This is a genomic window from Bacteroides sp. ZJ-18, assembly GCF_011038705.2.
Classification (GTDB): Bacteria; Bacteroidota; Bacteroidia; order Bacteroidales; family Bacteroidaceae; genus Bacteroides; species Bacteroides hominis.
In genome coordinates this window covers 4484736-4497142 of the sequence record NZ_CP072198.1, presented here as the reverse complement: position 1 = coordinate 4497142, position 12407 = coordinate 4484736, and the positions used below count along the sequence as shown (strand labels likewise).

Genomic DNA, 12407 nt, shown 5'->3' with positions numbered 1-12407 from the left:
TAGCTTTACTATCGGTTTGATAGACAGCTAAGTTTACTTTTGTACATTATGTCTACCTTATTCAGGTGACTATAGCATCAGGGTTCCACCTCTTCCCATTCCGAACAGAGAAGTTAAGCCTGATCACGCCGATGGTACTGCGTAACAGTGGGAGAGTAGGTAGTCGCCGTTTTTTTCAGAGAGTTCATCCCCTTGGGTCAGAAGACACGAGGGGATGACTTGTTTTTGGGAGATTCATTTATTTTATCTATATTTGCAAATGAGTATTTATATAAACGTTTAAAGCAAATATTTAAAGTATGAAGACAAAATTCTTTTTAGCTGCTGCAATGGTGGCATTCTCTTTTGCGATGATTTCTTGTGGTGGTAATAAAACAGCTAATTCGGAAGCTGCTACAGACTCTACTTCAGTTGCTGTAGAAGCAGTGGAATCTGCTGCAACTTGTTGCAAAGGTGACTCTGCTGTTTGTGACTCTACCAAGGCTTGTTGCAAAGATAAAGCTGCATGCGATCAGAAAACAGAATGCCCTCAGAATGCAAATTGTGAAAAGAAAGCTTGTGATAAGAAGTAATCAACAGGCATTAAAGCTATAATTGAGTGGGAATAAGGTATCTAACAGTACTTTATTCCCATTTTTTGTAGGCAGATATATGAACTTTGATTGTGATATATTTGTTATTATACAGTAGTTCTTCTTATGAAATGATATTTTTATGAATAAAAAAGTAACGTTTTATTTGGAGGCTAAGAAATAATCTATACCTTTGCATCGTCAAACAATAAAAGAGACAATAAACATGAATCAATCATTTATACATATTCTACTGTGTGGTATTATTATTCTGCTGGCAAAGGTCGGGGGAAGTGAGTGTCGCGCGTAAATGTGTATAATGAAAATATACGAAAGCCTTTCTCACTTCCTTGTGTGAAAGGCTTTTTTGATGGTGTATAATCAGATTAAAAAAATAGAATATGAGCGACAGATTATTTATTTTCGACACCACCCTTCGCGATGGTGAACAAGTACCGGGATGCCAGTTGAATACAGTGGAAAAAATTCAGGTGGCAAAGGCATTGGAAGTTTTAGGTGTAGATGTAATTGAGGCAGGCTTTCCTATTTCCAGCCCGGGCGATTTTAACTCGGTGATTGAAATATCAAAGGCTGTGACCTGGCCGACGATTTGTGCATTGACGCGTGCGGTACAAAAAGATATCGATGTGGCAGTGGATGCCCTGAAGTTTGCTAAACATAAGCGTATTCATACAGGAATCGGTACTTCAGATTCACATATTAAATATAAATTCAATTCTAATCGGGAAGAGATTATCGAACGTGCTGTGGCGGCAGTGAAATATGCCCGTCGTTTTGTGGATGATGTAGAGTTTTATGCAGAGGATGCAGGACGTACGGATAATGAATATCTGGCTCGTGTGATTGAAGCGGTTATTAAGGCTGGTGCTACAGTAGTGAATATTCCGGATACAACAGGTTACTGCCTGCCTTCCGAGTATGGCGCGAAAATCAAATATCTGGTAGATCATGTAACAGGTATTGAGAATGCAATCATTTCTACCCACTGTCATAATGATTTGGGAATGGCTACTGCCAACACGATGGCAGGTATTCTGAATGGTGCCCGCCAGGTAGAGGTTACCATCAACGGTATCGGTGAACGTGCGGGAAATACGGCCCTTGAAGAGATAGCAATGATTATTAAAAGCCATCACGAGATTGATATTGAGACGAATATCAATACTCAGAAGATTTATCCTACCAGCCGTATGGTATCGAGCCTGATGAATATGCCGGTACAGGCTAATAAGGCCATTGTTGGACGCAATGCATTTGCGCATTCTTCGGGTATCCACCAGGATGGCGTACTTAAGAATGTGCAGACTTATGAAATAATTGATCCGCACGATGTGGGTATCGACGATAACTCTATCGTATTGACAGCCCGTAGCGGACGTGCTGCCTTGAAAAATCGCCTTTCCATTCTGGGTGTGACACTGGATCAGGAAAAACTGGATAAAGTATATGAAGAATTCCTGAAACTTGCCGACCGCAAGAAAGATATTCATGATGATGATATTCTGGTATTGGCGGGTGCGGACAGAAGTGGTAACCATCGCATCAAATTGGAATATCTTCAGGTGACCAGTGGAGTAGGAGTCCGTTCCGTTGCCAGCCTCGGATTGAATATTGCCGGAGAGAAATTTGAAGCGGCTGCCAGTGGTAATGGTCCGGTGGATGCTGCCATCAAGGCTCTGAAGCGTATTATTGACCGTCATATGACTTTGAAGGAATTCACGATTCAAGCCATTAGCAAAGGAAGTGATGATGTGGGTAAGGTACACATGCAGGTTGAGTATGATAACCAGATGTATTACGGATTTGGTGCAAATACAGATATCATAGCTGCATCGGTAGAAGCCTATATCGACTGTATCAACAAGTTTACTAAGTGATGTGACTCTAAACGTAATTTGTAAATCGTAAAATAATAAATAAAAAGATGAATACATTATTTGATAAAATATGGGATGCACACGTAGTGACTACGGTGGAAGATGGCCCTACACAACTCTATATCGACAGATTATATTGTCACGAAGTAACCAGTCCTCAAGCTTTTGCCGGTTTACGCGCACGCGGGATTAAAGTACTCCGTCCGGAGAAGGTATATTGCATGCCGGACCATAATACACCGACTCACGATCAGGATAAGCCTATTGAAGATCCTGTCTCAAAAACTCAGGTGGATACATTGACTAAGAATGCAGCCGATTTTGGGCTGACGCATTATGGGATGATGGATAAAAGAAATGGTATTATTCATGTGGTAGGTCCCGAACGGGGACTCACTTTACCCGGAATGACGATTGTCTGTGGCGATTCACATACTTCTACTCACGGTGCGATGGGAGCGGTTGCTTTTGGTATCGGTACAAGTGAGGTTGAAATGGTACTTGCTTCACAATGTATTTTGCAGTCACGTCCCAAGACTATGCGTATCACGGTAGATGGCGAATTGGGTAAGGGAGTTACAGCCAAGGACATTGCTCTTTATATGATGTCGAAAATGACGACCAGCGGTGCAACCGGTTATTTCGTAGAATACGCCGGTGAGGCAATTCGCAGTCTGACAATGGAAGGCCGGTTGACACTCTGTAATCTTTCTATTGAGATGGGAGCCCGTGGCGGTATGGTTGCTCCCGATGAAGTGACTTTTGAATACATCAAAGGGCGTGAAAATGCTCCTCAGGGCGAAGAGTGGGATAAAGCAATGGCGTATTGGAAAACTTTGAAGAGTGAAGAAGATGCGGTTTTTGATAAAGAAATCCATTTTGATGCAGCCGATATCGAGCCGATGATCACTTATGGAACTAATCCGGGGATGGGTATGGGCATCACGCAGCATATTCCTACAACCGAGGGTATGAATGAAACAACGAAAACTTCATTCTTGAAATCTCTGGACTATATGGGATTTCAGCCGGGTGAATCATTGTTGGGTAAAAAGATTGATTATGTATTTCTGGGTGCTTGTACTAATGGGCGTATCGAAGACTTCCGCGCATTCGCTTCCATAGTGAAAGGGCGTCAGAAAGCTGAACATGTGATTGCATGGTTAGTGCCGGGTTCTTGGATGGTTGATGCCCAGATCCGTGAAGAAGGATTGGATAAGATTCTGGAAGATGCCGGTTTTGCCATTCGTCAGCCGGGATGTTCGGCTTGTCTGGCCATGAACGATGATAAGATTCCTGCCGGTAAATATTCAGTTTCCACCAGTAACCGTAATTTTGAAGGACGTCAGGGGCCGGGAGCCCGTACGCTATTGGCCAGCCCGCTTGTGGCGGCTGCAGCTGCCGTAACGGGAGTGATTACCGATCCGAGAGAACTGATGTAATAGAGCTATAGGACGATCGGGGATTTACTGCTCAAGGAGTTTGTGAACGGAGATTGTCCGCCTGCACTGTAAATCGCAATTATTTAAATCGAAAATAAAAAGATGAAAGCAAAATTCAATATACTTACAAGTACTTGTGTACCTCTTCCATTAGAAAATGTGGATACAGACCAGATTATTCCCGCACGTTTTTTGAAAGCTACAACCAAGGAGGGGTTTGGAGAGAACTTGTTCAGGGACTGGCGTTACGATAAACAAGGGAATAAAATAGAATCATTCGTGTTGAATGATCCTACATATGGAGGACAAATTTTGGTAGCCGGAAAAAATTTTGGTTCGGGATCCAGCCGAGAGCACGCTGCCTGGGCCATTGCTGATTATGGTTTCCGTGTAGTGGTGAGTAGTTTCTTTGCAGATATTCATAAAAATAATGAATTGAATAATTTCGTTCTTCCGGTTGTGGTAACCGAGGAATTCCTTGCAGAGTTGTTCGATTCCATCTTTAAGAATCCGAAGATGGAAGTGGAAGTTAACCTGCCGGAACAAACCATCACTAACAAAGCTACCGGAAAGAGTGAACATTTTGAAATCAATGCCTACAAGAAGCACTGTCTGATGAATGGACTTGACGACATCGACTTTTTGTTGACTAATAAAGATAAAATAGAACAATGGGAAAAGGCGTCAAAATAGAAATCATGGACACGACTCTCCGCGACGGTGAACAGACCAGCGGAGTATCGTTTGTACCCCATGAAAAACTAATGATTGCCCGACTTCTGCTGGAGGAGTTGAAAGTAGATCGTGTGGAGGTAGCTTCGGCACGTGTGTCCGATGGAGAGTTTGATGCGGTGAAAATGATATGCGACTGGGCTGCCCGAAGGAATCTACTGCAAAAAGTAGAGGTATTGGGGTTCGTCGACGGACATACTTCATTGGATTGGATTCATGCTACCGGATGTCGTGTCATCAATCTGCTGTGCAAAGGTTCGCTGAAACATTGTACCTGCCAGTTGAAGAAAACGCCCGAAGAACATATCGAAGACATTCTTGCCGTAGTGGATTATGCCAATGAACTCGATATTGAGGTTAATGTATATCTGGAGGATTGGAGTAATGGTATGAAGGACTCTCCCGAATATGTGTTCCGGATTGTGGATGCATTGAAGGAGACCACTATCAAACGGTTTATGCTTCCCGACACATTGGGTATCCTGAACCCTCTTCAGGTGATTGAGTTTATGCGGAAGATGAAAAAGCGTTATCCTGACACACATTTCGACTTTCACGCACACAATGATTATGATCTGGCTGTAAGTAATGTGCTTGCTGCCGTGCTGAGTGGGGTAAAAGGGCTCCATACCACTATCAACGGTTTGGGTGAACGTGCCGGAAATGCTCCTTTGGCGAGTGTACAGGCCATCTTGAAAGACCATTTCAATGCCATAACCAATATCGATGAGAGCCGGCTGAATGATGTGAGTCGTGTGGTCGAATCGTATTCGGGCATTGTGATACCCGCCAACAAACCGATTGTAGGTGAGAATGTATTTACTCAGGTGGCCGGCGTACATGCCGATGGAGACAATAAAAGTAATCTTTATTGTAATGATCTGCTTCCCGAGCGTTTCGGGCGTATACGCGAGTATGCTTTGGGGAAAACTTCCGGTAAGGCCAATATTCGCAAGAATCTTGAAAGTCTGGGACTGGAACTGGATGAAGAGTCCATGAAGAAGGTTACGGAGCGAATCATTGAGTTGGGTGATAAGAAAGAGTTGGTTACTCAGGAAGACTTGCCCTATATTATTTCTGATGTGTTGAAGCACGATGGCATGAGCAATAAAGTAAAATTGAAAAGCTACTTTGTCACTTTAGCACACGGATTGAAGCCGATGGCAACACTGAGTATCGAAATCGACGGTCAGGTTTACGAAGAAAGTTCTTCCGGTGATGGACAGTACGATGCCTTCGTACGCGCTTTGCGTAAAGTATATAAGGTGACTTTGGGGCGTAAGTTCCCGATGCTGATTAATTATGCCGTAAGTATCCCTCCCGGAGGCCGTACCGATGCCTTCGTACAGACAGTCATCACCTGGAGTTTTGGTGAAAAGGTGTTCCGTACCCGTGGATTGGATGCCGACCAGACAGAGGCTGCCATCAAAGCTACTATTAAAATGCTGAATATAATAGAAGAATATTAATTATTGAACAATATGGATTTTAAAATTGCTGTATTAGCCGGTGACGGCATCGGACCGGAAATCTCTGTACAAGGTGTAGAGGTGATGAGTGCCGTCTGTGAGAAGTTTGGACATAAAGTAAACTATGAATATGCCATTTGTGGTGCGGATGCTATTGATAAAGTAGGTGATCCTTTCCCCGAAGAAACCTATCAGGTGTGTAAGAATGCCGATGCAGTTCTCTTTTCGGCTGTAGGTGATCCTAAGTTTGACAATGACCCGACTGCCAAGGTACGTCCGGAACAAGGGCTGCTGGCTATGCGTAAGAAACTCGGTTTGTTTGCCAATATCCGTCCGGTGCAAACCTTTAAATGTCTGGTTCATAAGTCGCCTCTTCGTGCAGAGTTAGTAGAGGGAGCCGACTTCCTGTGTATCCGTGAGCTGACGGGTGGTATGTATTTCGGTGAGAAATATCAGGATAATGATAAAGCATATGATACGAATATGTATACACGTCCCGAAATTGAACGTATCCTGAAAGTCGGTTTTGAATACGCAATGAAGCGTCGCAAACACCTTACTGTAGTCGATAAAGCCAATGTGCTTGCTTCCAGTCGTTTGTGGAGACAAATTGCACAAGAGATGGCCCCGCAGTATCCGGAGGTGACTACTGATTATATGTTTGTGGATAATGCTGCAATGAAGATGATCCAGGAGCCTAAGTTCTTTGACGTAATGGTGACGGAGAATACCTTTGGCGACATTCTGACCGACGAAGGTTCTGTAATTAGCGGTTCTATGGGATTACTCCCGTCTGCTTCTACGGGCGAGAGTACTCCGGTGTTCGAGCCGATTCACGGTTCATGGCCGCAGGCAAAAGGTTTGAATATTGCTAACCCACTGGCACAAATCCTTTCGGTAGCAATGTTGTTCGAATACTTCGATTGCAAAGCCGAAGGCGCTTTGATCCGTAAGGCTGTCGATGCTTCTTTGGATGCAAATGTACGTACCCCCGAAATTCAGGTAGAAGGTGGTGATAAGTTTGGCACGAAAGAAGTAGGAGCATGGATTGTTGATTACATCCGGAAAGCCTGATTTCGTTTTTATATTTATAAAACAACAGACAATGCCGGAGAGGAGTGATATTCTTTCCGGCATTCTTTTTCTGTTTTAAGTCTGTATGAATGTTATAATCCGGTTTCATTTTTTCTTTTTGTGCTATAAAAACATAAATTAGATTTGGTTTGTTGTTTCAATACCCCTGTTTTATTTCTTATTTTTTGTATTTTTGCAGGATATTTACAATGAGGCAATGAATAAAACGATCAATTATCAACTGACTATCGTTGTTCCGGTATACAACGAAGAAGACAATATCTACTCTTTGGAACAGAAATTGGGAGAATTTTTGCCCAACTCTATTTGTACGGCTTGTGTATTGTTCGTGAACGATGGTTCACGTGATAACAGTAAGCAACGTATCATGGAGGTATGCGCGCGCAATAAGGATTTCTTTTATATGGATCTGGCGAAAAATTCCGGATTGAGTGCCGCCATGAAAGCGGGTATCGACTACGCTGAGTCGGTATATGTGGGATACATGGATGCCGATCTTCAGACTACTCCCGAGGATTTCAACCTGTTATTGAAGGATATTGCCGACTATCAGTTGGTGATGGGTATCCGTGCCAATCGTAAAGACTCCTTTTTTAAAAACCTCCAGTCCAAGATTGCCAATGGTTTCCGGCGGATGATGACCCATGATGGTGTTCAGGATACAGGTTGCCCTCTTAAAGTGTTGCATACGGCCTATGCCAAACGTATTCCGTTCTTTACGGGTATGCACCGTTTTCTTCCCGCGTTGATTTTATTGCAGGATGCTAAGATCAAACAGATTCCTGTCCGTCATTTCCCGCGTGTAGCAGGTACATCCAAGTATCATTTGTGGAACAGACTGGTTTCTCCTTTCCTCGATTGCTTTGCGTACCGTTGGATGAAGAAGAGATATATTAATTATCGTGTCGGCGACAATAACTTAATGGAGTAGTCTTGTGGGAGGTAACGGTTTTATTTATGTAATCGGTTTTTTGGCGCAGGCTTTTTTCTCTGCGCGCATCATATTCCAGTGGGTACTATCGGAAAAAGCAAAGAAGGTAGTATCTCCTTCCATATTTTGGATTCTGAGCATTGCCGGTTCTTATCTGTTGTGTATCTATGGGTGGTTGCGTGATGATTTTTCTATTATCTTCGGACAGTTTATTTCTTATTATATCTATTTGTGGAATCTGAACGAGAAGGGTATTTGGAATAAATTACACGGGGTACTGAAAACTCTGCTGGTAATTACCCCCATTATTGCAGCAGCTTTTATGCTGCATGATGCACAACACTTTATCGATAGTTTTTTCCGAAATGAAAAGGTGCCTCTCTGGCTGTTGGTCTTCGGTTCAATGGGGCAAGTCATTTTCACTCTTCGTTTTGTATATCAATGGGCTTATTCATTCCATCATAAAGAGTCTTTACTGCCTGCCGGTTTCTGGATTATCAGTCTGGTCGGTTCATCGGTTATTGTGGCATACGGTGTATTCCGTCTCGATCCGGTTCTGATTTTGGGTCAGTCGGTCGGTTTCGTAGCCTATTTTCGCAATCTGATGATTGGGCGTAAAAGCTCCAAGCAATCAGTTGCCTATGAAAAGTAAATTTCTTCCGTTTTTATTATTGCTGGCAGTATTGCCGGTGCTGATTTTCCGGGATTATACTCCCTCCAATGAGTTACGCTATCTGAGCATTGTCGATGAGGCACTGCGCAATGGTGATATTTTTACGTTCACCAATCACGGTGTGCAATATGCCGATAAGCCTCCTTTGTATTTCTGGATTCTGATGCTGGGCAAATGGTTGCTGGGCAGTCATGCCATGTGGTTTGCGTCACTTTTCTCTTTCATTCCTGCTCTGGTGATTATGCTGGTAATGGATCGGTGGGTAGAACGTGAAACATCTGCGGCCAATCGTCTTTCGGCACAGCTAATGTTGATGAGTTGCGGCTTGTTTTTAGGGTTGGCAGTTGTTTTGCGTATGGATATGCTGATGTGTATGTTCATCGTTCTTGCCCTCCGTACTTTCTACCGGATGTTGAAAGGGCAGGGCAGCAAGAACCGGAATGCCTTTCTGTTTCCCTTCTATATTTTTATGGCTGTTTTCTCCAAAGGTCCGGTCGGTATACTGGTACCCTTGCTGTCTACTTTTGTCTTTCTGCTTATCACCGGGCGTGTGAAAACCTTCGGACGCTATTGGGGATGGAAGACATTTGCCGTGCTACTGTTAGGATGTTTCATCTGGTTTGGTGGTGTCTGTTGGGAAGAGGGAGGTTTGAACTATCTGCATGATCTGCTATTCCGCCAGACTGTAGGACGGGCTGTCAATGCTTTCGACCATAGTGCACCCTTCTATTATTATTTTATTTCCGTTTGGTATTCGTTGGCTCCTTGGGCGTTATTGCTGATAGGGGTGATTGTGGCCGGGGCATGTCGTCGGTTAATCCGTTCAGATCTGGAGCGTTTCTTTATGGTAATCATCCTCAGTACTTTGCTGATGTTGTCTTGTTTCAGTGGTAAACTTGCCGTCTATTTGGCACCGACTTTCCCATTTTTTGTCTATCTGGCCGTACTTTTGCTATCACATTTCCGATGGAATCAATGGCTGGCGTTGACGTTGGTTCTTCCTGCCGTTGTTTTTGTGGCAGGCCTGCCCGCTCTTATCGTGTTGGGACGAATGCCGGGCACCGAATTTCTGGGACAGAAGCTTTTTTACGTGGCCGGTGGAGTGTTGACAGTTAGTGGTTGTGCGGCTCTGTATTTCCTCTATCGGAAGAAATCGTTGAACAAGACTATCAATACGCTTGCCTTCGGATTGTTTTGTGCTATCTTTGTGGGCGGTTGGGATGTACCTGCCATTAACAGTGAATTGGGTTATTCCGAATTATGCCGGAAAGCAGTGGAACTTTCCAAAGAAAAAGGGACTTCCGGTTATTGTGTCCTGAATGTACGTCGTCCTGAGAATATGGATGTCTACCTGCACGAAGGGGTGAAAGAAGTGACTGAAGAAGAAGTTTTGGATAATAAATGTCAGAATACCATCCTGATGATTTCGAACAAGAAAATACGTTCGAACAAGGAACTGCAGAAATTTGTTGACGGTAAGGAACATTATGTTATAGGCCGTTTTTCCGTAATGGTACTCTAAATAAGATTGAATCATGAAAGTATTAGTGACAGGAGCTGCCGGTTTTATCGGCTCTTATACAGTAAAAGCATTGATAGCACAGGGTTGCGAAGTTGTAGGGTTGGATATAATCAATTCTTATTATGATGTGCAGTTGAAGTACGACCGCCTTGCTGATACTGGTATAGCAAAAGACTCGATAGAAGATGGTATATTGTTACCAAGTTCTAAATACCCTTCTTATCGCTTTATTAAGATCGATTTGACTGATCGTGACGGACTGAACCACTTGTTTGAATCCGAACATTTTGATGTTGTGGTTAATCTGGCAGCCCAGGCGGGTGTGCGCTATTCGATAGAAAATCCTTATGCGTACATCGAATCGAATGTTGTAGGTTTCCTGAATTTGCTGGAGTGTTGCCGTCATTACCCGGTGAACCATCTGGTATATGCCAGCTCAAGCAGTATTTATGGCCTGAATGACAAGGTGCCTTACGCTGAGACGGATAAGGCCGATACACCGGTAAGTTTATACGCAGCGACGAAAAAGTCGAATGAACTGATGGCCCATGCTTATAGCAAACTGTACGGTATACCGACTACCGGTGTGCGTTTCTTTACAGTGTACGGTCCGTGGGGACGTCCGGATATGGCTCCATGCCTGTTTATGAAAGCAATCCTGAACGGAGATCCCATTAAAGTATTCAATAATGGGCAGATGCGTCGTGACTTCACCTATATAGACGATATCATCGCAGGGTTGATGAAGATCATCGCCCATCCTTCTGCCGATCCTATTCCTTTCTATATTTATAATATCGGTAATTCCGCTCCTGTGGAACTGATGGATTTCATTTCTGTGATTGAGAAAACAGCGGGTAAGACGGCAGTTAAGCAGATGATGGGGATGCAGCCGGGAGACGTGGTATGTACTTATGCCGATACAAGCCGGTTGGAAAATGATTTTGGCTATAAGCCTTCTACTTCCATAGAAGAAGGAATCCGAAAATTCTATGACTGGTATATAAAGTATTTCAATAAGTAACGTACAAAATCTTACCTTTGATAACCTGAAAATATTTCCTGACGGTCCTCAGTGGATAATCGCACGCAGACAGAAAACAAAAAGAAAATGAAGCGGTGGCAGTATATCCTCGGGACAAATAAATGAAAAGGAAATGATAAATGCCGGATTATGGAAACACTTGGAAAGATTATTTTTTATCTATCAAACTTAGCCTTATATCATCTTCTGATGTGGTGGGGAGTCAATACATTGTGTGTTGGGGTGGTAGCTGCCGGTTTTGAATATTGGATACTTTTTGCTGTGCTTATTTTCTTAGGGATAAGTACTTTTAGCTATTTACTGGCGCACTATTTTTGGAATAGTAGCTATTGGGGGATGTTCCTCAAAAATGCAGGTATGTTCCTTTTGGCTTTATTTGTTACTTATTTAAGAATGATGTTTTACGACCTGTAATTGTCGGGATGCCTTTCTGCATCTGCCTGAATTTCATGTTTTGGGGATACCTTTGCCTTTGAAAGAGTTCTTTTGATAGTAATGCCGTGCAAATACTTGAAAATAGGACAATTGCTAAAACATTACTTCTTTTTCTACAATACCACGATAAAACAATTAATGTTCAAATAGTCGGCATAAATTAATCACTATTTTAAATAAGATTTCATTTCGCCCAAAGTCCTAAGGCATAGAAAGAAAATCTGCTTGAAAGGGCAATCAAACTTCATCTTTGCAGCCAAGATGTGTGTCTTCGCCGCCAAGATATACATCTTGCCTGCGGAGATGTATATCTTCGCCGCTAAGATGAGGAAAGTTAGGCATAGAACTTGGATTACACCCGGATGAGCCGGTAAGAGAAATATGAGGAGGATTGGAGTACGTATTGGATTGCTAAGTTCTTTCAGGACTATATCCGCAGTGTGGAAAACGCAATTCGGAGCTTTTAAGGCTAACAAATAATTCACATCTCTTAAGTCTTTGGCAGATGTTATGCAGCAAAGATAAGAATAAAAATTAATAAAATGCAAAAATAGAATCTTTTTTTTAATAAATACCAGAGAACTTAGACTAAC

11 protein-coding genes and 1 rRNA gene are annotated in these 12407 nt (G+C 42.8%); all 12 read left to right on the top strand.

All coding sequences use genetic code 11. The annotated features are described in order from the left end of the window. Positions 1-61 precede the first annotated feature (61 nt). A 5S ribosomal RNA gene (gene rrf / locus G7Y45_RS18145) occupies positions 62-172 on the top strand. A 127-nt stretch (positions 173-299) separates the two neighbouring features. Beyond that, positions 300-572 carry a hypothetical protein gene (locus G7Y45_RS18140; protein WP_005780897.1) on the top strand — a complete coding sequence of 91 codons (273 nt, stop codon included), beginning with the start codon at positions 300-302 and terminating at the stop codon, positions 570-572. 401 nt (positions 573-973) lie between these two features. Then, positions 974-2470 carry a 2-isopropylmalate synthase gene (locus G7Y45_RS18135; RefSeq protein WP_005807874.1) on the top strand — a complete coding sequence of 499 codons (1497 nt, stop codon included), beginning with the start codon at positions 974-976 and terminating at the stop codon, positions 2468-2470. Positions 2471-2517: 47 nt separating this feature from the next. Further along, positions 2518-3912, top strand: a complete 1395-nt coding sequence (gene leuC, locus G7Y45_RS18130; protein ID WP_032535603.1) for a 3-isopropylmalate dehydratase large subunit — start codon at positions 2518-2520, stop codon at positions 3910-3912. A gap of 102 nt (positions 3913-4014) precedes the next feature. Continuing rightward, a complete protein-coding gene (leuD, locus tag G7Y45_RS18125; RefSeq protein ID WP_005780891.1) occupies positions 4015-4605 on the top strand; it encodes a 3-isopropylmalate dehydratase small subunit in 591 nt (196 codons plus the stop codon). Then, positions 4584-6113, top strand: coding sequence for an alpha-isopropylmalate synthase regulatory domain-containing protein (locus G7Y45_RS18120; protein ID WP_005821377.1), 1530 nt, complete (start codon positions 4584-4586; stop codon positions 6111-6113). Before leuD ends, G7Y45_RS18120 begins: the two co-directional genes overlap by 22 nt. 12 nt (positions 6114-6125) lie before the next feature. Continuing rightward, positions 6126-7187, top strand: coding sequence for a 3-isopropylmalate dehydrogenase (gene leuB, locus G7Y45_RS18115; protein ID WP_005807868.1), 1062 nt, complete (start codon positions 6126-6128; stop codon positions 7185-7187). 217 nt (positions 7188-7404) lie between these two features. Continuing rightward, positions 7405-8139 (top strand): glycosyltransferase, encoded by a 735-nt coding sequence (locus G7Y45_RS18110; protein WP_005807866.1) that lies wholly within the window; start codon positions 7405-7407, stop codon positions 8137-8139. Positions 8140-8143: 4 nt separating this feature from the next. Continuing rightward, positions 8144-8791, top strand: coding sequence for a lipid-A-disaccharide synthase N-terminal domain-containing protein (locus G7Y45_RS18105; protein ID WP_005807865.1), 648 nt, complete (start codon positions 8144-8146; stop codon positions 8789-8791). Further along, positions 8781-10334, top strand: a complete 1554-nt coding sequence (locus G7Y45_RS18100) for a glycosyltransferase family 39 protein (RefSeq protein ID WP_005807863.1) — start codon at positions 8781-8783, stop codon at positions 10332-10334. Before G7Y45_RS18105 ends, G7Y45_RS18100 begins: the two co-directional genes overlap by 11 nt. Before the next feature lie 13 nt (positions 10335-10347). Continuing rightward, a complete protein-coding gene (locus G7Y45_RS18095) occupies positions 10348-11358 on the top strand; it encodes an NAD-dependent epimerase/dehydratase family protein (RefSeq protein ID WP_005780881.1) in 1011 nt (336 codons plus the stop codon). A 150-nt stretch (positions 11359-11508) separates the two neighbouring features. Continuing rightward, the gene (locus G7Y45_RS18090) at positions 11509-11793 is read left to right on the top strand and encodes a hypothetical protein (protein ID WP_005780879.1); all 285 of its coding nucleotides are present in this window, start codon (positions 11509-11511) and stop codon (positions 11791-11793) included. Positions 11794-12407: the final 614 nt, after the last annotated feature.